The 22,715-nt window shown below is 68.4% G+C and carries 18 protein-coding genes; 10 read left to right on the top strand and 8 right to left on the bottom strand.

Going from position 1 to position 22,715, the window contains the following annotated elements; genetic code table 11:
* Positions 1-7: 7 nt before the first annotated feature.
* The 3 genes from IEY84_RS04570 to tuf all read left to right on the top strand — a co-directional run bounded on the left by IEY84_RS04570 (position 8) and on the right by tuf (position 5,521).
* The gene (locus IEY84_RS04570) at positions 8-2,275 is read left to right on the top strand and encodes an FdhF/YdeP family oxidoreductase (protein WP_183545155.1); all 2,268 of its coding nucleotides are present in this window, start codon (positions 8-10) and stop codon (positions 2,273-2,275) included.
* Positions 2,276-2,792: 517 nt separating this feature from the next.
* The gene (locus tag IEY84_RS04565; RefSeq protein ID WP_183545157.1) at positions 2,793-4,034 is read left to right on the top strand and encodes an HNH endonuclease signature motif containing protein; all 1,242 of its coding nucleotides are present in this window, start codon (positions 2,793-2,795) and stop codon (positions 4,032-4,034) included.
* Between the two features lie 299 nt (positions 4,035-4,333).
* The gene (gene tuf / locus IEY84_RS04560; RefSeq protein ID WP_183545159.1) at positions 4,334-5,521 is read left to right on the top strand and encodes an elongation factor Tu; all 1,188 of its coding nucleotides are present in this window, start codon (positions 4,334-4,336) and stop codon (positions 5,519-5,521) included.
* A gap of 45 nt (positions 5,522-5,566) precedes the next feature.
* On the opposite strand, the gene IEY84_RS04555 is transcribed toward tuf, so the two are convergent.
* The gene (locus IEY84_RS04555) at positions 5,567-6,019 is read right to left on the bottom strand and encodes a PaaI family thioesterase (protein WP_221208790.1); all 453 of its coding nucleotides are present in this window, start codon (positions 6,017-6,019) and stop codon (positions 5,567-5,569) included.
* 35 nt (positions 6,020-6,054) lie between these two features.
* Positions 6,055-7,044: an NAD-dependent epimerase/dehydratase family protein gene (locus IEY84_RS04550; protein WP_183545163.1), complete on the bottom strand. Its 990-nt coding sequence runs from the start codon at positions 7,042-7,044 to the stop codon at positions 6,055-6,057.
* An 80-nt stretch (positions 7,045-7,124) separates the two neighbouring features.
* On the opposite strand from IEY84_RS04550, the gene IEY84_RS04545 reads away from it, so the two are divergent.
* The gene (locus IEY84_RS04545; protein WP_183545165.1) at positions 7,125-8,030 is read left to right on the top strand and encodes an RNA polymerase sigma-70 factor; all 906 of its coding nucleotides are present in this window, start codon (positions 7,125-7,127) and stop codon (positions 8,028-8,030) included.
* A 9-nt stretch (positions 8,031-8,039) separates the two neighbouring features.
* Here IEY84_RS04545 and IEY84_RS04540 read toward each other — a convergent pair whose 3' ends face one another.
* Positions 8,040-8,450, bottom strand: a complete 411-nt coding sequence (locus tag IEY84_RS04540; protein ID WP_183545167.1) for a hypothetical protein — start codon at positions 8,448-8,450, stop codon at positions 8,040-8,042.
* A 16-nt stretch (positions 8,451-8,466) separates the two neighbouring features.
* The gene (locus tag IEY84_RS04535; protein WP_505816080.1) at positions 8,467-10,560 is read right to left on the bottom strand and encodes a DNA gyrase/topoisomerase IV subunit B; all 2,094 of its coding nucleotides are present in this window, start codon (positions 10,558-10,560) and stop codon (positions 8,467-8,469) included.
* 382 nt (positions 10,561-10,942) lie between these two features.
* Here IEY84_RS04535 and IEY84_RS04530 point away from each other — a divergent pair, with 382 nt between their 5' ends.
* Entirely contained in the window at positions 10,943-11,149 is a 207-nt protein-coding gene (locus IEY84_RS04530) for a DUF7455 domain-containing protein (protein ID WP_183545169.1), read from the top strand.
* Positions 11,150-11,237: 88 nt separating this feature from the next.
* Positions 11,238-11,738 carry a DUF456 domain-containing protein gene (locus IEY84_RS04525; RefSeq protein ID WP_183545171.1) on the top strand — a complete coding sequence of 167 codons (501 nt, stop codon included), beginning with the start codon at positions 11,238-11,240 and terminating at the stop codon, positions 11,736-11,738.
* A gap of 18 nt (positions 11,739-11,756) precedes the next feature.
* Here IEY84_RS04525 and IEY84_RS04520 read toward each other — a convergent pair whose 3' ends face one another.
* The 3 genes from IEY84_RS04520 to IEY84_RS04510 form a co-directional block, all read right to left on the bottom strand.
* Positions 11,757-13,724 (bottom strand): N-acetylmuramoyl-L-alanine amidase, encoded by a 1,968-nt coding sequence (locus IEY84_RS04520; RefSeq protein ID WP_229788337.1) that lies wholly within the window; start codon positions 13,722-13,724, stop codon positions 11,757-11,759.
* A gap of 131 nt (positions 13,725-13,855) precedes the next feature.
* The gene (locus tag IEY84_RS04515; protein WP_444544189.1) at positions 13,856-15,391 is read right to left on the bottom strand and encodes an RNA polymerase sigma factor; all 1,536 of its coding nucleotides are present in this window, start codon (positions 15,389-15,391) and stop codon (positions 13,856-13,858) included.
* Positions 15,392-15,557: 166 nt separating this feature from the next.
* Positions 15,558-16,136, bottom strand: a complete 579-nt coding sequence (locus tag IEY84_RS04510) for an HhH-GPD-type base excision DNA repair protein (RefSeq protein ID WP_221208744.1) — start codon at positions 16,134-16,136, stop codon at positions 15,558-15,560.
* Positions 16,137-16,253: 117 nt separating this feature from the next.
* Here IEY84_RS04510 and IEY84_RS04505 point away from each other — a divergent pair, with 117 nt between their 5' ends.
* Both IEY84_RS04505 and IEY84_RS04500 read left to right on the top strand, forming a co-directional pair.
* Entirely contained in the window at positions 16,254-17,474 is a 1,221-nt protein-coding gene (locus IEY84_RS04505) for a glycosyltransferase (protein WP_183545179.1), read from the top strand.
* Positions 17,475-17,535: 61 nt separating this feature from the next.
* A complete protein-coding gene (locus IEY84_RS04500; RefSeq protein ID WP_229788335.1) occupies positions 17,536-18,000 on the top strand; it encodes a hypothetical protein in 465 nt (154 codons plus the stop codon).
* Here the strand turns inward: IEY84_RS04500 and IEY84_RS04495 are convergent.
* Positions 17,997-18,923, bottom strand: coding sequence for a DUF4192 domain-containing protein (locus IEY84_RS04495; protein ID WP_183545181.1), 927 nt, complete (start codon positions 18,921-18,923; stop codon positions 17,997-17,999). The genes IEY84_RS04500 and IEY84_RS04495 overlap by 4 nt on opposite strands.
* A 137-nt stretch (positions 18,924-19,060) precedes the next feature.
* On the opposite strand from IEY84_RS04495, the gene IEY84_RS04490 reads away from it, so the two are divergent.
* Complete coding sequence (locus tag IEY84_RS04490) at positions 19,061-20,371, top strand: DNA polymerase IV (protein ID WP_183545183.1); 1,311 nt, start codon at positions 19,061-19,063, stop codon at positions 20,369-20,371.
* Positions 20,372-20,521: 150 nt separating this feature from the next.
* On the top strand, positions 20,522-22,669 hold the full coding sequence (locus IEY84_RS04485) for a S9 family peptidase (RefSeq protein ID WP_183545185.1): 2,148 nt from the start codon (positions 20,522-20,524) through the stop codon (positions 22,667-22,669).
* Positions 22,670-22,715 lie beyond the last annotated feature (46 nt).

Here is a 22,715-nt window from a genome sequence, read left to right as displayed (position 1 = left end):
GCTTCGGGTGAGCACCGAGCACTCCGTCGACCTGCCCGAACCCACCCTCCGCGTCACCGAGCCGGAGACGGCCGCGGTCGGACTCCCCGGTGTGGCCCACTCCGTGGAGTACGCGCTGCGCGAGATGGGCCCCAAGCGCAGTCTGCAGACGCTGCTCAAGGTCAACCAGGTCGGCGGCTTCGACTGTCCATCGTGCGCCTGGCCGGATCCCGACCACCGCAAGGCGGCCGAGTTCTGCGAGAACGGCGCCAAGGCCGTGGCGTGGGAGGCCACCCGCAAGCGGGTCGACCGCGACTTCTTCGCGGCCAACTCGGTCGCCTCGCTCGACGAGCGCGACGACCACTGGCTGGAGGCGCAGGGCCGCCTGACCGAGCCCATGCACCTCGCTCCCGGCGCGACCCACTACTCCCCCATCACCTGGTCGGACGCGATCTCGCTGATCGCCGACCGGATGCGTGCGACCGATCCGGACCGTTCGGTCTTCTACACCTCCGGGAGGGCGTCCAACGAGGCCGCCTTCGCCTATCAGGTGCTCGCCCGCCAGCTCGGCACCAACAACCTGCCCGACTGCTCCAACATGTGCCACGAGTCCAGCGGCACCGCGCTCGGCGAGGTCATCGGCATCGGCAAGGGCACGGTGACCTACGACGACCTCGCCGAACACTCCGACCTGATCTTCGTGGTCGGCCAGAACCCCGGCACCAACCACCCACGGATGCTGACCGCGCTCGAGTCCGCCAAGGAGAACGGCGCCAAGGTCGTCTCGATCAACCCGCTGCGCGAGGCTGGGATGGGGCGGTTCCGCAACCCGCAGACCGTACGCGGCGTCACCGGCGTCGGCACCCAGCTCGCCGACGTCCACGTGCCCGTGCAGGTCAACGGCGACCTGGCGCTGTTCGCCGGGATCAACAAGCTGCTCGTCGAGCGCGACGCCATCGCGCACCCCTTCATCGAGGAGCACACCGACGGTTTCGAGGTCGCGGCACAGGCTTGGGCAGCGATGGGGTGGGACGAGATCACCCGGCTCAGCGGCATCTCCCGTGAGGAGATCGAGTCGCTGACCGACCTGGTCGAGTCCCGCGAGCGCATCATCGTGTGCTGGGCGATGGGTCTGACCCAGCACAAGAACTCGGTCGCCACGATCCGTGAGATCGCCTCGTTCCTGCTGCTGCGCGGCAACATCGGCAAGCCCGGTGCGGGCGCCTGCCCGGTCCGTGGCCACTCCAACGTGCAGGGCGACCGCACGATGGGCATCTGGGAGAAGCCTCCGGCGTGGTTCCTGGACGCGGTCGGTGACGAGTTCGGCATCACGCCACCGCGTGAGGAGGGCTTCGACGTGGTCGCCGCGATCGAGGCGATGCGCGACGGCGCGGTCGACGTCTTCATCGCTCTGGGCGGCAACTTCGCCGCGGCGACGCCCGACACCGCCGTCACCACCGCGGCGCTGGCCAACGTCGGCCTCACCGTCCAGATCTCGACCAAGCTCAACCGCAGCCACCTCCACCACGGCCGCGAGGCCCTGATCCTGCCCTGCCTGGGTCGCACCGAGCGCGACGAGACCGGCGGCCGCGAGCAGTACGTCACCGTCGAGGACTCGATGGGAATGGTCCACGCCTCCTACGGTCGGCTCCTGCCCGGCTCGAAGGAGCTGCGCAGCGAGGTAGGCATCATCTGCGCTATCGGCGACGCCCTGTTCGGCTCCTCCGACAAGGTCGACTGGGCCGGGATGGGCACCGACTACTCCCGGATCCGTCAGCACATCTCCGCGGTGGTCCCGGGCTTCGAGGACTTCGAGACCCGGCTGAAGGCGCCCGGCGGCTTCGCCCTGCCCAACGGCCCCCGCGACACCCGCACCTTCCACACCGCCACCGGGCGGGCCGGCATCACCGCCAACCCGCTGACCGCGATCTCGGCTCCCCCAGGACACCTGCTGCTGCAGACGCTGCGCTCCCACGACCAGTTCAACACCACCGTCTACGGCTACGACGACCGCTACCGCGGCATCAAGGGCGGGCGCCACGTCGTGTTCGTCAACGCCGAAGACCTCCTCGAGCTCGGTATCGCCGACGGCGACACCGTCGACATCGTCTCGGTCTGGACCGACGGGGAGCGCCGCGCCGAGGGGTTCCGCGTCGTCGCTTATGCCACCCCTCGAGGTTCCGCCGCGGCGTACTTCCCGGAGACGAACGTCCTCATCCCCCTGGACTCCTACGCCGACGGCAGCCGCACGCCGACCTCGAAGTCCGTCGTGGTTCGCCTCGAACCTCGCCGCTGAGAGGCTTCGCGCGGAGGGGCGGAACGTCTGCATGCGCACCTTCTTTGGGGTGGCGGCTCGCTGCCGCCTGCCGTGTGGGTCGGCTGGATGTGTGTCCGTTGGTCTCGTGACAGAGTTCCAGCACGGGTGGGGCCAATACGTTGTCTGGGTTGGGAGATCTAGAACCAGGATGTTCGGGCTGGGTGCCATTCGACTGTCTTGCGGGCTTCCAGCAGCGGTCTTGGTTCTCGCTGGGATATCTGTCCCTGACCGGGTTTTGCATCGTTTTCGCTGGATTCAGTTTGCTGGGCGTGATAGGCTCGGCGCAGGCGCGAGCGTGATGGCCGACCACCTCAGACTGAGGCGTGCCACTCACCCGGGACACAACGGGTGCGGGGTAATCCAGGGGATCCAGGGGCGTGAGCGCCGAGCTGCGAGGGTAAGTAATAGCCCGTACTGCCGGGCCTCCGGGACCAGCGAACCAGAACACATCCGCATCTGCGGGTGTGAAGAGTTCGTACGTCCGGAGGTGAACGTGATGACCGCGCTGCAGCAGCCACAGCACCCCGTGCTTGAGGCCGTGGCCGCGATCACTACCTGCTTGGACGGGGTCGCCGGGGCGAACCCGACGTTCATGACCACCTCGGAGAAGGCTGCGACGCTGGTCGAGATCGCCCGGGCCAAGGCCCAGCTGGCCGAGCTCGAGCTACGAGTCCTCGCGGCTGCTGATGACGTGGCCGCCGAGAGCGCGGCTCGTGATGTCGCGGCCTGGTTGCATCACCACACCCACCAGCGACCCGAGGACCTGCGCGCCGACCTACGCCTCGCGCAGGCGTTGGATCGGACCTACCACCAAGTCGCGGCAGCGATGCGCGCCGGTGAATGCAACCCAGCCCAAGCCACCGTGATCACCGCAGCCCTCGACGACCTTCCCGCCGACCTCGACCCTGAGATCAAGACCAGGGCCGAGGAAGCCCTGGTCGGCTACGCCACCGAGCTCGACCCCACCCAGCTGCGGCGCCTGGGACGCCGGATCCTGGACGTCATCGCCCCCGAGATCGCTGAGGCCGAAGAGGCCAAACGGCTCGCGGCCGAGGAGGCCCACGCCCGGAAGAAGACCCGGCTCACCATGCGCCGTCTCGGAGACGGCACCACCCGGATCACTACGGTGGTCCCGGACGCGACCGCGGACCGGCTCGCGACCAACCTGGAGGCGTTCGCCTCTCCCCGGCGTGATGACGGGACCCGGACCGAGACCGGCGACTACCTGCCCTACGCCCGACGGCTCGGGCGGGCGTTCTGCCAGCTATTGGAGACCCTGGATCCGGCCCGGTTGCCGGTCCATGGCGGGGACGCCACCACCGTGATCGTGACCATCGGCCTCGACCAGCTCCGCACCGAGGCCGGGATCGGCCAGATCGTGGGCGGCAGCCCGATCACCGCAGCCGAAGCCCGACGCCTGGCGTGCACCGCGAACATCATCCCCGCCGTCCTCGGCGGTCCCTCTGAGGTCTTGGACTTCGGACGCAAAGAACGCTTCTTCCAAGCCGCCCAGCGCCGCGCCCTCCTGCTGCGGTCAGCAACGTGTGAGGCCGAGGGGTGTGACATCCCCGGGACTTGGGCCGAGGCCCACCACTGGCTCGCCTGGGCCCTCGGCGGTCCGACTGATCTCGACAACGCTGCCCTGCTCTGCAGTCATCACCACCACCGCGCCCACGACACCGCATACCTGCATGAACGCCTCCCCAACGGCGACATCCGCTTCACCCGACGCAGATAGGCCGCGGGCACGAGTCCGCGAGGAATTCATTTGCCGGGTCCGATGTTTGGACCTAACGTGATCAGCATGTTCCGCGTGGTTTCCGAGCACCACCTGTCAGGCACCCGCCTGACGGGCGCTCCCACGTGGGCTCCGTCAGTCGATTGCACCGGCGCCGAAAGCTGACCCTCCTCCTGCCTCGCAGGACCCGCGGAGGAGGGTGGCCCGCACCGGCCCCCTCACGCGGTGACAGCGCGTCGAGGGCTTGCCGGAGGGTCCTGGCTCATCCCGGAAATCTTCTGACACACAAAGGAACTCTCATGGCCAAGGGCCAGTTCGTGCGGACCAAGCCGCACCTCAACATCGGGACCATGGGTCACGTCGACCACGGCAAGACGACGCTGACCGCCGCGATCACCAAGGTGCTCGCGGAGCGGGACCCGAGCGTGAACCGCTTCATCGCCTTCGACGGCATCGACCGTGCGCCGGAGGAGCTGCAGCGCGGGATCACGATCAACATCTCGCACGTCGAGTACGAGACCGCCACCAGGCACTACGCGCACGTCGACATGCCCGGGCACGCCGACTACGTGAAGAACATGATCACCGGCGCCGCCCAGGTGGACGCCGCGATCCTGGTCGTCTCCGCGCAGGACGGCGCCATGCCGCAGACGCGCGAGCACGTGCTGCTCGCGCGCCGGGTAGGCGTGCCGTACCTGGTGGTCGCGCTCAACAAGGCCGACGCCGTCGACGACCCCGAGCTGCTCGACCTGGTCGAGCTGGAGGTCCGTGACCTCCTCTCCGAGTACGGGTTCCCCGGCGACGACCTGCCGGTCGTCCGGGTCTCCGGGCTGAAGGCCCTGGAGGGCGACCCGGAGTGGGCCGCGGCGATCGGCGACCTGCTGGACGCGATCGACGGCTACGTACCGGTTCCCGAGCGAGAGCTCGGTGAGCCGTTCCTGATGCCGATCGAGAACGTCATCACCATCAACGGCCGCGGCACGGTGGTCACCGGTGCCGTCGAGCGCGGTTCGCTGAAGGTCGGCGACGCGGTCGAGGTCGTGGGCCTCGGCGAGACGGTCACCAGCACGGCGATCGGTATGGAGACGTTCGGCAAGTCGCTGGAGTCCGCTGAGGCGGGCGACAACGCCGCGGTACTGCTGCGCGGCGTCAAGCGCGACCAGGTCCGTCGAGGCCAGGTCGTGGCGCTGCCCGGCAGCGTGCAGCCGCACCGGAAGTTCCGGGCGAACCTGCACGCGCTGTCGACCGCCGAGGGTGGCCGACACACGCCGTTCGCGGCGGACTACCGGCCGCAGTTCTACTTCCGGACCACGGACGTGCCCGGCGGGATCGACCTGGGTGAGATCGCCCTGGTCATGCCCGGCGACACGGTCGAGCTCGGGGTGGAGCTGGAGAAGGCGATCGCGATGGACGTCGGTCTCGGCTTCGCGGTCCGCGAAGGCGGTCACACCGTCGCCGCGGGCACCGTGACGGAGCTGCTCGACTAGAAAACAGGAACGGCCCTCACCTTGGTGGGGGTCGTTCCGCATTTCTCATGTCCGGGGGCGCCACCGCTTCCACAGCGCCTCGCCCTCGGCCCGGACCTTTCCGTCCCACTCCAGCCGCACCAGCGCAGTGATCTGGTCCTCGCTGACGTTCTTGGTGGAGGCGACCAGCGTGACCGGCTCCTTGAGCGGAGCCGGCCGCCGGTAGCGTACGTCGATCCCTGCCGTCACATAGGCCAGCGACTCCCCCTCGGCGGGCATCCAGCCGTTGAGGAAGGCCTCCTGGTGCACCGCAGCGGCACTGTGGCAGTCGAGCAGGGTCGCGATGACCCCTCCGTTGAGGAACCCACCGCCGTTGTCGTGCTGCGGCCACGGCTGGAAGGTCGCGGTCACACTCCCGTCCAGCTGCGGATAGCTCTTCAGCCGGAGCCCCTCGGCGTTGGCCGGCCCGCACCCGAAGCAGGTCATCGTCGGCCACCACTCGTCCTGCAACGCCATCATCTTCACTGCGCCACCATAACCACCCGTGCGCGTCCTCAGCCGATCCCGGTTCGGAAGCCCTCACGCCAGCTGGCGTAGGACGGCGTCCAGCCGAGCTCGCGCTTGGCCTTGGCGTTCGAGGAGCCGCGCACCGAGGTCATCAGCGCGACCCCGAACTCGCCGATCAGCGGCCGGGCGAGCCAGGCCGGGAGACTCATCGGGTTCCGGCCGCCGACCTGCTCGGCCAGCAACGGCATCCACTGGTTCACCGGCGCCGGCTCGTCGTCGACGATGTTGTAGATGCCGGGTGCGCCTCGTTCGACCGCCGCGACGGTCGCGGCACCGACGTCGTCGATGTGGACGAACGACCACACGCCGGTGCCACCGCCGACCACGGGCATCTTGCCCTTGCGCAACAGCTCCCCGATGGCACCGTCGCGCGACGCCGCGTTGCCGGGGCCATAGAAGTTGCCGTAGCGCAGCACCAGGCCCTCGAGGCCGGCTCCATCGGAGGTCGAGCTTGTCGAGCGGTGTATCGAGCTTGTCGAGATGGCCACGGCGTCCTCGAGGTGCCGGATCGCCGCCAGCGCGCCCCGCGCCTCCTTGCCCGGGTCGGCGATCAGCCGGGTGCTCTCGTCCTTGACCCAGCCGCCGGTGCGCTCATAGGTCCAGCCGCCGCCGAAGCTCTGTGCGACGAACCGCCGCACCCCGGTCGCCCGAGCGGCAGCCAGCAGGTGGTCGGTGGCCTCGGTGCGCAGCCGGTTGGTCATCGCGAAATCCTGGTCCCACCTCTTCAGGTTCCCGCTGATACCGCTCAGGGCGGTGAGCTGGTGCACGACGACCTCGGGCTCGGCCTCGGCCACCGCGTCCTGGACGCTCCGAGCGTCGAGCGGGTCCATCACGATCCCGGTAGCGCCCATGCCGGCCAGCGTGTTGCGACCGGCGTCGTGGCGGGTCGAGCCGTAGACCTCGTGCCCGCCTGCCACCAGCAGCGGCACCATCCGGAGGCCGACCGCGCCGGTTCCGCCTGCGATGAAGATACGCATCGTGCTTCCTCTCGTCGTTGTTGATCCCACCGACGAAACGACCTGCGCTCCTGTGACAGCTGGCGTAAGGTCCTGCACTCGTGGACCTCGCAAGCGCTCATGACGGGCTCCGCCCGCTGATGTTCTCGATCGCCTACCGGATGCTCGGCAGCGTCGCCGAGGCGGAGGACGTCGTGCAGGAGGCGTTCCTGCGGATGCACCGCAGCGCTCAGTCCACGGAGACCGTCGACAACCTCGATGCGTACGCCACCACTGTCACCACCCGGATCGCCATCGACACCCTCCGCTCGGCCCGCCACCGCCGCGAGCAGTACGTCGGCCCGTGGCTGCCCGAGCCGATCCTGGTCTCCGACGAGGACCCGAGCCACCGCATCGAGCTCGACGAGACCGTCAGCACCGCGTTCCTGGTCCTGCTGGAGTCGCTCACGCCGGTCGAGCGTGCGGTCTTCGTGCTGCGCGAGGTGCTGGGCTACGACTACGACGACATCGCCCCCGTCGTCGACAAGAGCGCGACCAACTGCCGCCAGATCTTCACCCGCGCCCGCAAGCGGATCGCCGACGGCACGCCGCGGTTCGACCCGTCCCGCGAGCGCCGCGACCAGCTCGCCTCACAGTTCGTCGCCGCGCTGTCCGCGAGTGACATCGCCGGCCTGGAGCGGCTGCTCGCCGACGACGTCGTGTTCGTCGCCGACGGCGGCGGCCGGGCGCCCGCGATCCAGAGGTCGATGCTCGGTGCCGTCGCCGTCGCCCGCTTCCTGCTCGGGCTGATGCGTCAGGGCGAACGCTTCGGCGTACGTCTGGAGCTCTCGCACGCCAACGGCCAGCCGGCGATGCTCACCCGCGGCGCGGACGGCGCCCTGCTCGGCGTCATCGCCCTCGACGTCGACGGCGGCCGGATCGTACGCATGCACAACGTCCTCAACCCCGACAAGCTCGGCCACCTGGGTGAGGTCGGCGACCTGTTCGCGCTGCTCGCCGAGCGCTGAGCGTCCCGGCTACCCGTCCAGCAACGTACGCAGCGACTGGTCGACCAACGGTCGCCCCAGCCTCCCCTCGGCCAACGCATCGCGCAGCGCGGCGACCGAGTCCAGGTCGCCGACGAGACCGACCAGATCGCCGACCTCCTCGCCCATCTCGGCAGGGGTGGTCGAGGCGACCGGACGGTCCAGCAGCAGCGGGCAGTCGACCGGACCGCCCTCTGGTTCCGGGTGGGCGAGGGCGGCGACCCAGCAGCCGATCTCGAAGCGCAGCGGCGCGCTCGGCCCGGCTCCTTGGGCGCGCAGGTCGACGTACCAGACGATGTCGTCGCTCTTGGGGTCACCGAGCCGGTGATGGCCCTTGCGCAGCGGCATGCCGCCGGCCTTGAACGCCTTCGTCGCCGCTGTCCGGGCTGCCTTCTGGTCCATCGGTGATGCTCCGGTCCTAGAAGTCGAGGTCGGTCTCGGAGAGCTGACCGCCCCCGGCGACGATGAACTCCTTGCGCGGAGCCACCTCGGAGCCCATCAGCAGGTCGAAGACCGCCGCAGCCTCGTCGGCGTCGTCCAGGGTCAGCCGGCGAAGCGTACGGTGGCGCGGGTCCATCGTGGTCTCGGCCAGCTGGTCGGCGTCCATCTCGCCCAGACCCTTGTAGCGCTGCACCGGGTCCTTCCAAGAGACGTTCTTCTTCTTCAGCTCGGCGAGCTTCCGCTGCAGCTCCTGGTCGGAGTAGGTGTAGACGTACTTCTCCATCCCCTTCTTGGGGTTGGAGATCTCGATCCGGTGCAGCGGCGGGACCGCCGTGTAGACCTTGCCGGCGGCGATCAGCTCGGGCATGTACTTGAAGAACAGCGTCGCCAGCAGCGTCCGGATGTGGGCGCCGTCGGAGTCGGCGTCGGCCATGAAGATGATCTTGCCGTAGCGCGCCGCGTCCAGGTCGAAGCCGCGACCGGTGCCGGTCCCGACGACCTGGATGATCGAGGAGCACTCGGTGTTCTTCAGCATGTCGCCGACCGAGGCCTTCTGGACGTTGAGGATCTTGCCGCGGATCGGCAGCAGCGCCTGGAACTCCGAGTTGCGGGCCACCTTGGCGGTGCCGAGCGCGGAGTCACCCTCGACGATGAACAGCTCGGCCCGGTCGTCGGTGGTGCGGCAGTCGGCGAGCTTGGAGGGCAGCGCGGAGGACTCCAGCGCGTTCTTGCGCCGCTGGTTCTCCTTCTGCTGACGCAGCGAGAGCCGGGTCTTGGAGGCGGAGTAGACCTTCTCCATCACCAGCTTGGCCTGCTGCTTGGCCGCGCCACGCGACTCGGTGAGGAACTTCTTCATCTCGGCCGAGACGACCTTGCGGACCACCGCGCGAGCGGCCGGCGTACCAAGGATCTCCTTGGTCTGCCCCTCGAACTGCGGCTCGGCCAGACGCACCGTCACCACCGAGGTCAGGCCCTCGAGGACGTCCTCCTTGACGATGTCCTTGTCGTTGACCTTCAGCACCTTGGCGGCACGCATGGCATCGTTGAACGTCTTGGTCAGTGCGTTCTCGAAGCCGCTGACGTGGGTGCCGCCCTTCGGGGTGGCGATCACGTTGACGAACGAGCGGATCTCGGTGTCGTAGCCGCTGCCCCACCGCACCGCGATGTCGACCCCGAGCTCACGCTCGACGTCCTGCGGGGTCATGTGGCCGGCGTCGTCGAGCATCGGCACGGTCTCGGTGAAGGTGTCAGAACCCTGCAGGCGGAGTACGCCGCTGACCGGCTCGTCCTTGGCCAGGAAGTCGACGAACTCGGCGATGCCGCCGTCGTGACGGAACTTCTCCTCGACCGGGCCCTCGGTGCCGGTGCCGGACAGGTCGCGGATGACCAGCTCCAGCCCGGGAACGATGAAGCTCGTCTGCCGGGCGCGGCCGAGCAGCCCCTCGAGCTCGAAGCGGGCGTCCTTCGTGAAGATCTGCCGGTCGGGCCAGAACCTGACCCGGGTGCCGTTCTTGCCCTTGGCGACGCGCTTTCCCTTACGGGTCAGGCCGTTCTGCGGCGTGAAACCGGCCGTCGGACCGTCGCCGTCGAACACCCCGGGCACGCCACGGCGGAACGACATCCCCTGCTGGGCCGGCGAGCGGTCCACGTCGATGTCCATCCGGCTGGAGAGCGCGTTGACGACCGAGAGCCCGACGCCGTGCAGACCGCCCGTGGCGTTGTAGGAGCCGCCACCGAACTTCCCGCCTGCGTGCAGCTTGGTCGCGACCACCTCGACGCCGGGCAGCCCGGTGCGGGGCTCCTTGTCGGTGGGGATGCCGCGGCCGTCGTCGTAGACCTCGACGGAGCCGTCGGGATGCATCGTGACCTCGACGTGGCTGGCGAACCCGGCCAGCGCTTCGTCGACGCCGTTGTCGATGATCTCCCACAGGCAGTGCATGAGGCCGCGGGTATCCGTCGAGCCGATGTACATACCGGGACGCTTGCGTACCGCCTCCAGGCCCTCGAGGACGAGGAGGTGCGCGGCGTTGTAGGTGTTGTCAGAGATGATCGGCTCCTGGCTGTACTGCAATACTGCGCTGTTTCTCGGTGCAGCTGCGTGGGGGGCGTTGCTCAGATGAAATCTACCGTGCGACACGCCCGGCTCTCACGCAGGCACGCGGCAACGACCGGTGCGCCGTCGAGCGGCACGCGTACGTCGTGATCGGTCCGTTACGCGGAACTTGCGGGTTTCGATGCACGAAATGGTCGGTTGACAGGTAAGAATGTCTCTCACGGACAGCGATGTCCCGCGGGGTAGGTTCCGACCCGGATCCCCGACTTGGAGCGACAACTGCAAGGATTAGAGGTGCGACGGCGGTAAGAGTCCGCGAAGAGACGCTAGCGACCTAGGGAATCTTCCAAGGCTCACGTACGTTATCCCGGCGCAACCATGATTCAGAAATGAGGCCGATGTGACCACTGCCGTTGCCACCAGCTCGCCGCTCACGTCCGAGGACCGTTGCGACCGGTGCGGAGCGCAGGCCTACGTACGCGCGGAGCTCAGCTCCGGCGGCGAACTCCTGTTCTGCGCTCACCACGCCCGCGAGCACGGTGAGAAGCTCAAGGAGATCGCGAGCTCGATCGTCGACGAGACCCACAAGCTCACCGACAAGAGCTGACCCGCCCACCAACTCCTGAGAAGGCCCGGACCACCATGGTCCGGGCCTTCGGCGTACCCGGCCGGGTCACGGGGCTAGGGTTCGCTCCGTGAGTCTCGTCCCTGAATCTCTCGTCGTTGGCCTCGTCGCGCTGGTCATCGCCTTCGGCATCGCCGGCATCATCGTCCCGATCCTTCCCGGCGGTGCGCTGCTCGTCGCGGCCGCCATCCTCGGCTGGGCCATCTGGCTGGGAGAGCCCACCGGGTGGGTGGTCTTCGGCATCTCCGCCGCGTTCATCGCCGTCGGGTTGATCACCAAGTACGCCGTCCCCGGCAAGCGTCTCAAGGACTCCGGGATGCCGCTGTCCACCCAGATCGTCGGCGCGATCCTCGCCATCGTCGGCTTCTTCGTGATCCCGGTGGTCGGGCTCTTCATCGGCTTCCCGCTCGGCGTCTTCCTCGCCGAGCTGCGCCGTCACCACGGCGACGCGGGCGACGCCTGGGCGTCGACCTGGACGGCCCTCAAGGCGATGGGCCTGTTCATCCTGATCGACGCCGCCGCCGCGACGCTCGCCACGATCACCTGGGTCGTGGGGCTGTTCCTCACCTGATCCCACGACCCGTCTGCGTCAGCCGTCGGTGACCGTCACGTCCTCGGCCATGACGTACGCGATCCGGTGGTTGAACCAGATCTGGTAGTAGGTCGTGTCGCCGCTGATCACGATGCAGTCCGGGACGCCGTTGACAGCGGCGCAGTTGAAGTTGTTCGCCTTGTAATAGTCGGTCGGGACCTCGGCATCGGCCACGACGTACTCCTGGCCTGTGGGGATGGTGTACTGCAGCGGCGCGATCGTCCGCGGCGTGACCCCGGCGGGGTAGTCGCTGGCCTTCGTCGGGTAGGCGGTGCCGTAGATCTTGGCGGTGGTGCCGGGCTTCGGGGTGATCACCTTGCCGTCCGAGGGCAGGAGGGCCTCGTCGGGGTTCTGGATCCAGCCCTGCTTGCCGCCGAACCAGACGCCCCACCAGTCCGGTCGGGTCCGGTCGTTGACGACGACCTTCTGCCCGGCCGCGAGGCGTGGGCCCCAGTTGGAGACGCGCGCCGAGCCGCCGACGACGGTGTCCGGGAGCAACGGTGCGTCGGTGGACGGTGCGGAATAGACGTTGACGAAGTTGGTGCCCCGGTCGTTCGGGCACGCGACGCCCGCAGTGGTGCAGCCGGTCATCACATTGCCGGTGTTGGTCTGGAAGTCAGGCTTGACCGTCCAGATGTCGCTGCGCGAGCGGCGGTCGGGCATGATCGGCGACCCCAGCAGGTCGAAGTAGTGGTTCCAGTCCCAGTAGGGGCCCGGGTCCCAGTGCATGCCCGCGACATTGGCTGGAGCGACACCCTGGACCTGGTCGTGGCCGATGATGTGGGCCCGGTCCAGCGGGACGTCGTACTTCTCGGCCAGGAAGCCGACGAGGGTGGCCGAGGTCTGGTACATCGCTTCGGTGTACCACGCGCCGTTCGCGGCGTAGCCCTCGTGCTCCAGCCCGATCGAGTGGCTGTTGACGTACCAGTTGCCGGCGTGCCAGCCGATGTTCTTCCCCGGGATGTGGTGGGCGACGTGCCCGTCGACCGACCGCAGCGTGTAGTGCCAGCCGAGGTAGGTCGGGTTCTGGACCAGCCTCACCGTGCCGTTGTAGGAGGTCTCGGTGTCGTGGATGACGATGTAGTCGACCGACCCCTTCTCCGGCCGGTCGGCCAGGTCGTGGTTGCCGTAGTCGCCGATCGAGTCGCCGGTCTGCTCGTACGGCGCGGGCAGCGACTCGCAGCCCAGCGCCACCGGGCACTCGACAGCCGCCGCGGCCTCGGAGTCAGCGAGGTCGAGCCGTCCGACGGCCTCCTCGCTGACGGTGACCGGCTTCGCGGCCAGGGTGACCTCGTGTCCGTCGTTGGTCGTACGCGACTCCCCCTCGCTCAGGGTCGAGAACACCTGGCGGGCGAACTTGAGCGCGGTCGCCTCGTCTGCGGCGCCGCTGTAGCGGCCGACCGCAGCGCTCCAGTCGGCGAGCTCGTCGGCTCCACCCGCAGCCTTCTGGTAGTCGGCCAGGACCGCGGCGCCACCGCAGATGTTGGCGACCGCATCCGCTCGCAGGTCGGCGACCGGGATCCCGGTGAGGTCGTTGGCCGTACGCAACGTCTCGACCTCCCCCAGCCGGACCGCCTCCTCGCGCTGCTGCGGGGTGCGCTCCTGGTCGGAGCCGTCGCCCTTGCCGAGCGGGTCGGGGTGGGCCTCGGTGTCCTGCGCCAAGGCCGGCAGGTCGGTCAGATGCATCGGACCGTAGCCGCCCGAGGTGCTGGGCGACTCGCCGTGGGCGTCCCAGCGCGACTCCATGTAGGAGACCGCCAGCAGCACCTCCTTCGGCACCCCGCTGGTCTCGGCTGCTCGATCGAAGACGGCCTGTCGATCGCGGGAGCCCTCCAGACAGACGCCCCAGTCGGTCCCGGAGCCCGAGGCCGCCGCAGTGAGCGGCACCGCGACCACCAGGCCCGAGAGAAGTGTTCCGGCCGCGACCAGCGCGGATCGGTGTGAACGTAAGAGACGTACAGGCACGAGAAACCTCCCAGGAAGGGGCATCCGACCCGTGAAACCTAGCGGAACCCGCACCTGCGGCGGGCGAATCTTCAGAAATGGCGAACGCCCTCCCAGAAATCCGGGAAGGCGTTCGGTGTGATTAACGTGGTTCAGTCGAGATAGTCACGCAACACTTGCGAGCGCGACGGGTGTCGCAGCTTCGACATCGTCTTGGACTCGATCTGTCGGATGCGCTCGCGGGTGACCCCGTAGACCTTGCCGATCTCGTCTAAAGTCTTCGGCTGACCGTCGGTCAGACCGAAGCGCATGCTCACCACGCCGGCCTCACGCTCGGAGAGCGTGTCGAGCACGGCGTGCAGCTGCTCCTGGAGCAGGGTGAAGGAGACCGCGTCGGCCGGGACGATCGCCTCGGAGTCCTCGATCAGGTCACCGAACTCGGAGTCGCCGTCCTCACCCAGGGGGGGGTGCAGTGAGATGGGCTCGCGGCCGTACTTCTGGACCTCGATGACCTTCTCCGGGGTCATGTCGAGCTCCTTGGCCAGCTCCTCCGGGGTGGGCTCGCGGCCCAGGTCCTGGAGCATCTGACGCTGCACGCGGGCCAGCTTGTTGATGACCTCGACCATGTGCACCGGGATACGGATGGTGCGGGCCTGGTCGGCCATCGCGCGGGTGATCGCCTGACGGATCCACCAGGTGGCGTACGTGGAGAACTTGTAGCCCTTGGTGTAGTCGAACTTCTCGACCGCGCGGATCAGACCGAGGTTGCCCTCCTGGATCAGGTCGAGGAAGAGCATGCCGCGACCGGTGTAGCGCTTGGCCAGCGAGACGACCAGACGGAGGTTGGCCTCGAGCAGGTGGTTCTTCGCGCGCTTGCCGTCCTCGGCGATCCACTCGAGCTCGTCGAGGATCTTCGGGGTGATCTTGCCGCCCTTGCCGAGCTTCTCCTCCGCGAAGAGGCCAGCCTCGATCCGCTTGGCGAGCTCGACCTCCATCTCGGCGTTGAGCAGCGGGACCTTGCCGATCTGCTTGAGGTAGTCCTTGACCGGGTCGGCGGTCGCACCGGCGACCATGACGGTCTGCTCGGGCTCGTCGGTGTCGTCGGAGGTCGAGACGACGAAGCTCTGCTTCGAGGCCTCCTTCTCGTCCTCCTTGATCGTCGGGTCGGCGGCGACGTCCTTCTCGAACTGCTCGTCGGGGATGTCGGGCAGGACCTTCTTGCCATCGGGGCCGATCGGGACGACCGGGGTCTCCGCCTCGGTGTCCGAGTCCTCGACCACGATGTCGTCGACATCGACCTCGACGTCCTCGAGGATGATCTCCTCGCCGTCCTCGTCGATCTCGGTGGTCTTCTTGGGCTCCGGCGCGTCGGCCTTCTTCGCCGCGGCCTTCTTGGCCGGCTTCTCGGCCTCGGCCTTCTTGGCAGCGGCCTTCTTCGCTGGCGCCTTGGCCGTGGTCGTCTTGCGGGTCGAGGTCGTCGCCGCCGCGGCACGGCCGGTCACGGCGGTGCCGAGGTCTACCGAGATGCCGAGCGTGCTCAGGTGGCCGAGCAGTGCCTTGAGATGCCTGGGCTCGACCGCGGCATCCTCGCTGGCCTGGCGGACCTGGTCTGGGCTCACCCGTCCGGTCGGCTTGGCCTGGTCGATCAGTGCCTTCACGGCAGGGTGGGCGAGTACCTCAGCGGGTATCTTGCGCGCGTTCGAGGACACGAACACCTCTCCGTCGAACTTGGTCGAGACTTATCAAAAACTGAGTTTGGGCGCGGCAGGGCCCGGGGTCGTCAAGAGCCGCAGATTCATTCTGCCACGGTGATGGTGAACAGTCCCCATCCGGGGCGTGGTTTCAGCCAGAGACTCATCCGGCTGCTTTGGCTGCGGCCTTCTTCTGCTGTTTATAGTCACGCACCTTCTGCAACGACTCGACGTCGATGACGTCAGCCACAGAACGGTAACCATCCATCGAATAGTCCCCGACCGCCTCTTCCCAGCCCTCGGGCCGCACTCCCAGCTGCTTGGCCAGCAGCGAGACGAAGATCTGGGCCTTCTGCTTCCCGAAACCCGGGAGCGCCTGGACCCGCTTGAGCAGATCCTTGCCGCTGGTGGCCTCGGTCCACAGCCGGGTGACGTCGCCGCCGTACTCGTTGGTGACGATGGTCGCGATCCCCTGGACCTTGGCAGACATCGAACCCGGGAATCTGTGGATCGCCGGCGGGGTCGAGGCGACCGTCTTGAACTCCTCGGGATCCATCTCGGCGATCTTGGCGGGATCCAGATGGCCGAGGCGGGTCGCCAGCTTGTGACCTCCCTTGAACGCATCCTCCATCCGATACTGCTGGTCCAGGGCCATACCCAGGAGCAGTGCGAAAGGATCCTCGGAGAGCAACTTGTCAGCGGCCTCGTCGCCGGTGATGTGGAGCGAAGGCATAAGAGCCATCTTGCCTCATCCGACGAAACGACACGCGGTCGAAGCAGAAAGGGAGCCCGCGGCGATACGTTCGATGCAGCAGGCACAGCGGGCGCGGACCGACCGAGTCCAGGAGGGACGTTTTCGATGGCGACCGTGCTGTTCTGTCCGGTGACCTTCAACCTCGCCGAGACCACTCGAATGATCCAGGTCGCTCGTGCGTTGAGTCCGGAGCATCGCGCCGTGTTCATGGGCTACGAGGACGACTATGTCGACCTCATTCGCGATTCAGGGTTCGAGTACGTCTCGCGAGCTCCGGTGTTCACGCGCCAGGACCGCGAGCAGCTGATCGCCTTCGATCAGGGCAAGACGCTGAAGAACCCCTACACGGAGAAGGTGGTCACCGACCGCGTCTCCATCGAGCGGGAGGTGATCCGCGAGCAGGGTGCTTCAGCCGTGGCGACCGGGTCCAACCTGACGTCCTACATCTCCGCCCGTGCCGAGGGGGTGCCGCTCTACTACCCGGTCCCGTTTGCGCTGACCGAGCCGCAGGTGCGTCAGGCACGTCACCTGTTCCTCGTCGATGGGCGGGGTCGTGCGGCACGATTCGCGGATCGGCTGGCAACAGCCGCGTTTCGCGCGGTCTACACCCGGGCCCCGCTCGCCCCGCGCTCGTTCGCGGCCGTAGCGGTCGCGAACGGCGTGCCTCCGATGCGAACCATCTCGTCGCTCATCACCGCTGATCGCAACCTGATCACCGAGATGCCCTGGGAGCTCGACGGCTTCACGCTGCCAGAAGGATTCGAGCGGGTCGGGCCGATCTTCGCCCACATCGAGGCGCCGATGCCCCCGATAGTCGAGGAGCTGGCAGCCGAGTCGCGGCCGTTGGTCTATCTCGGCCTGGGATCCTCGGCGAACCGCCGGCTCGCGGTCGCCGCTGCCCACGCCCTCGGTGCGCTTCCGGTGAACGTGATCGCTCCCATCTCCCACTACCTGGACAGCGGCGAAAGCCTTCCCTCGAACGTTCACGTCACCGGGCTTCTGCCCGCGCACCAACTCGGCGGCCTGGTCGATGCGGCTGTCCTGCACGGCGGACAGGGCACGATCCAGACGGCCTGCGCCACCGGTATCCCCTTCGTCGGAATGGGACTGCAGCCGGAACAGACCTGGCACGTGCGCTTGTGCGAGCGGCGCGGGAACGCCATCGCGGTATCGCCTAAACGCGTCGGGTCCCCTGAGTTCGTCGCAGCTGTGCGTCGCGTTCTTGCCGATCGGGGCATCCACGCCGCAGCCTCGGAGGTGCAGCAGGCGTACGTCGGAGCCGACGGCGCCGCCGCATCTGCCCGGATCATCGAAGCGGGCATATAGGCGGTCGGTGCCCTGTGGATAGCGGGTCGCGCGAATCCGGCATCCGTTGCACGCTAGGTCGATGGCCACCATGTCCACCCTGCCCGCCCTGTCCGAGGCATCTGTCGAAGGTCTTCACGAGCCGCTGTCGCCGGTGCTGGAGAAGCGACTGAGACGGGCGGTGCTCGACCACACCGCCAGCGAGCACCGGCGCTCGTTCCTGGCGCTCGTCCACCTCGGCGTCCCGGGCGGCAAGGAAGTCGTCCACGCCCATCGCGAGGACGAACCCACGGACCAGTGGCTGCGCGCCGACATCATCCACAGCATGCGGCGCAGGGTCGGCGCGCCCGACCCGATCGTGTGGCTGACGCGCGCCGGTGACCTGGAGGTCGAGGATGTCGACCTCCGCTGGCTCGCTGCGGCCCGGCAGGCGTTCCGCGAGATCCAGGCGCCCCTGACGTACGTCGTCGTGACCCGCAACGCGTGGGTCGACCCCCGCTCCGGGCTGACCCGTCGGTGGAAGCGGCTGCGCTACCGCACCAGCTAGGCCGGGTGGTCGGACCGACCGAGCGCCTCCTCCCAGGTGGCCGGCGGGACGGCACCGTCGAGCATCTGCGCGACCAGCACCCCGAGACCGTGGTGGGGTTCGCTCGCGAAGCAACGGTCGAGGGCACACCAGGCGAGCGCCCCGTCGCCACCCAGCCAAGCTGCGAAGGCCAGCACCGCGGCAGGGTGGGCGACGTGGTCGTCGGGGCTGCGGCGTACGACATCGGTCCACAGGCGCACGTGAGCCGTGGCCTCCTCACGGGACATCCCACCCCAGGCCGCATCGCGACCCTGCGGATCACGAAGGGCAAGCAGCAGGGAGGCGACCTGACCGGCAGACAGCACCGTCCCGGCGACGGCGTCGTCGACCAGGCGACCGACCTCGTAGGGCTTCATCGCCGAGGCCTCCCCCAGCGCGGCTTCTGTCTCGGCGACGGCCGCGGGGACCGCGGCGATCGAGGCGGCGAGCTCGGTGCGAGAGCGGCGCACGGGGTGCCCGTCATAGACCGCCTGGGCGAGGATCGGATGCGCGTCGACATCGAAGGGCACGCCATCGTCGGGGACGTCATGGAACCCGAGCGGGTCGAACCACCGTCCGGCCTGGACCCGCAGGCAGCCGATCAGATCGATGTCGCTCTCGGCGAGCCGCTCGGCGAGACGGCGGGCGAGCTTCGCCCCGAAGCGCGGGCCGCTGTCGTAGAGGACGAGCAGGACGCCGCGCACCTGGTGGCGGATCGCGGGCAGGAGCAGGCTGTCGAGACAGCTCTCGACCTCGCTCGGAGGCGGTAGGTCGATCCTGCCGTGGACCTGGTGAGCACCGCCGAAGGTCAGCATGACGATCGACTTCTCGGGCTGGAAGCCGAGCAGGACAGGCACTGCCGCCAAGACGTCCTCGGGGTGGGTGATGGAGAGTTTTGTGGTCATAGCGACCACCCTCCCCGCGACCCACCGACAGTTTCTCGGCCAATAGGCGGGCCTGTGGACAACCCCGTCCTCAATCGCTCCTGTGGACGGTAACTGGCATGCGATGGATTGTCCCCGCTGCCAGATAGGTTGCCACCATGAGACCGCACGCGTCGGTGATGCACCTCGACCTCGACGCGTTCTTCGCCTCCGTCGAGCAGCGCGACAAGCCGTCCCTGCGCGGCAAGCCGGTGGTCGTGGGCGGCATCAGCGGACGCGGCGTGGTCAGCACGGCCTCCTACGAGGCCAGGACCTTCGGTGTCCGCTCGGCGATGTCGACGCGCGAGGCCCGCGCACTGTGCGGGCACGCCGCCTTCCTCTACCCACGCTTCCATGCCTATAAGAAGGTGAGCGAGCAGGTCTTCGGGATCCTGCGCGAGCTGTCGCCGCTGGTCGAGCCGCTCTCCCTCGACGAGGCCTTCGTCGATCTCGCCGCCGCAGACCTTCCCGACCTCGAGATCGACACTGTGGCCGAGACCGCCGCCCGGATCCGTGCCGAGGTCGCCGAGGTCACCGGCGGCCTGAGCGCAAGCGTCGGCCTGGCCAGCTCGAAGTTCATCGCGAAGATCGCCAGCGACCTCGACAAGCCCGACGGGCTGGTCGTGGTCGCGCCCGGGACCGAGCTCGACCTGCTCCGCCCGATGAACGTGAAGGTGATCCCCGGCGTCGGTCCGGCCACCGCCGAGCGCCTACGCCGCGCGGGCATCCACAAGGTGGCCGATCTGGAGCAGGTCAGCGTCGAGGAGCTCGTGCGCCTCGTGGGCAAGTCCCACGGGACCAACCTCTACCAGCTGGCCAGGGCCCAGGACGACCGTCGCGTCGAGCCCGAGCGCGAGACCAAGTCGGTCAGCGTGGAAGGCACCTACGACACCGACCTGACCGACCGGCCGCTCATGGAGCAGATCCTCACCCGACAGGCCACCGAGGTGGCCGCGCGGTTGAAGAAGAACGGGCTCTCGGGCCGCACGATCACGATCAAGGTCAGGCTCTACGACTTCACCACGATCAACCGGTCCACGACCCTGCCGGCCCCGACCGACCAAGCCGGTGCCATCGCCCGTCTGGCCAGGGCCCTGCTCGGTGAGCTGTTCACCGCAGGCGAGACGGCCGGCGGCGTACGCCTTCTCGGGGTCGGCGTCTCCGGACTCGCCGACTGGATCCAGGAAGACCTCTTCGGGGACGACACCGACGAGGACGCCGAGCCCGACCTCCCCTTGCCCGAGCCGGTGCGGCGACCGACCTGGGCGGCCGGGATGGACGTCGTCCACGCCGAGATGGGCCGCGGCTGGGTCTGGGGCTCGGGGCGCGGCGTCGTGACCGTGCGCTTCGAGACCGCCGAGACTCCCGCCGGCCCCGTGCGGTCGTACGCCGTCGATGACCCCGACCTGCAGCCGTTCATCGAGTCCTGACGCCCGCTCCCCCGGCTCGATCTGGCCGTCACGGCGAGCGGGTGCAGTATTGCGCGAGACGACTTGGGTGTGCGATAGCGCGTTGCAATGCGTCCGGGACACTGATCCCGTGGTCGAGGCAGCGAGGGTGGCGGGGATAGGGTCTCGTTCATGTCTGCCGACCTCTCCTCGACGCCCTGGCCGATCGCCCCGAAGAAGCCCTCGTCCAAGCAGTTCCACGGCCTGACCCGGACTGATGACTACGAGTGGCTTCGGGAGAAGGAGAACCCCGAGGTCATCGCCTACATCGAGGCCGAGAACGCCTACACCAAGGACCAGACCGACCATCTCGCCGACCTGCGTACGCAGATCTTCGAGGAGATCAAGGCGCGCACTCTCGAGACCGACCTCAGCGTCCCGACGCGATCGCGCGGCTACTGGTACTACGGCCGCAGCTTCGAGGGGAAGCAGTACGGCGCGAGCTGCCGGGTGAAGGCCACCGACCCTGACGACTGGGCCCCGCCGACCCCCGCCGACGTCACCCCCGACCAGCCAGCGCTCCCCGGCGAGGAGGTGCTGCTCGACCTCGACGCGCTCGCCGAGGGCCACGACTTCTTCAGCCTCGGCGGCTCCTCCGTCAGCCCGTCGACCACCCTGCTCGCCTACGCGACCGACGTCGCCGGCGACGAGCGCTACACCGTACGCGTCAAGGACCTCACCACCGGCGAGCCGCTCGACGACGAGCTCACCAACGTCCACGGCGGCGCCACCTGGGACCGCGACTCCGCGGCGCTCTACTACACGACCGCCGACGAGTCCTGGCGTGCCGACAAGATCTGGTGCCACCGCCTCGGCACGAGCCAGGACCAGGACGAGCTCGTCTTCCACGAGACCGACGACCGGTTCTGGGTGGGCGTGGGACGGACCAAATCCGACCGGTTCATGTTCATCGGCACCGCCGCGAAGGTCACCGCCGAATACCGCTTCCTCGATCTCGACGACCCCGACGCCGGCTGGCAGGTCTTCGCCGCCCGCGAGGAGGGCGTCGAATACTCCCTCGAGCACGCCACCATCGCCGGCGAGGACGTCTTTCTGGTCACCCACAACGCCTCCGGCCCGGACTTCGAGATCGCGACCGCCCCGATCGCCCCGACCCCGCGAAGCGAGTGGCAGCCGCTCGTCCCTCACACCCAGGGCGTACGTCTGGAGGACGTCGACGCCTTCGCCGGCCACCTGGTCGTGCACCAGCGCAGCGAGGGCCTGACCCAGCTCCGCATCCTCGAGCTCGGCCCCGAAGGAGGCACAGGTGGGGTCTCCGACGACTACCTGGTGAAGTTCGACGACGAGCTCTACACCATCGGTTCGGGCTCCAACCCCACCTTCGACTCCCCCGTCGTTCGCCTCGGCTACACCACGATGCGCACCCCTGCCTCCGTCTACGACTACGACGTACGCAGCCGCGAGCTGACCCTGCTCAAGCAGGCCCCGGTGCTCGGTGGCTATGACCGTGACGACTACGAGGAGCACCGGCTCTGGGCGACGGCCGAGGACGGCGTACGTGTTCCGATCTCGATCGTGGCGAAGAAGGGTCTCCACGAGCAGGGGCCGATCCCGGTGCTGCTCTACGCCTACGGGTCCTACGAGGCCAGCATGGACCCCTACTTCTCCATCGCCCGGCTGAGCCTGCTGGACCGTGGGATCGGGTTCGCCATCGCCCACATCCGCGGCGGTGGTGAGATGGGCAGGGCCTGGTACGACGACGGGAAGATGCTCAAGAAGCAGAACACCTTCTCCGACTACATCGCCTGCGCCCGCCACCTGACCGAGTCGGGCTGGTCGACGCCCAGCCAGATCATCGCCGAGGGCGGCAGCGCCGGCGGCCTGCTGATGGGCGCGGTCGCCAACCAGGCGCCCGACGCCGTGGGCGCGATCGTGGCCGCGGTGCCGTTCGTGGACGCGCTGACCACGATGCTCGACGCGACGCTGCCGCTGACCGTCACCGAGTACGACGAGTGGGGCAACCCGGAGGCCGACAAGGAGACGTACGACTACATGTCCTCCTACGACCCCTACACGAACGTCACCCGGCAGCACTACCCGCCGATCCTGGCCGAGACCAGCATCAACGACACCCGGGTGCTCTACGTCGAGCCCGCGAAATGGGTCGCCAAGCTGCGCGCGACGGCAGAGAATCCTGGTGACGTACTCCTGAAGACGGAGATGGCGGCCGGACACGGAGGAGTCTCGGGGCGCTACAAGGCGTGGGAGGACCGGGCGTTCAGTCTCGCCTGGATGATCGACCAGGTGACCTCTTCGTAGGGCATATCTGCGGGGATCTCGGGGTACTCCATGAGAAACCCCTGAG

Origin of the sequence: Nocardioides albus (genome assembly GCF_014648255.1) — a bacterium.
Classification (GTDB): Bacteria; Actinomycetota; Actinomycetes; order Propionibacteriales; family Nocardioidaceae; genus Nocardioides; species Nocardioides albus.
This window is presented reverse-complemented; position numbering and strand designations above follow the sequence as displayed.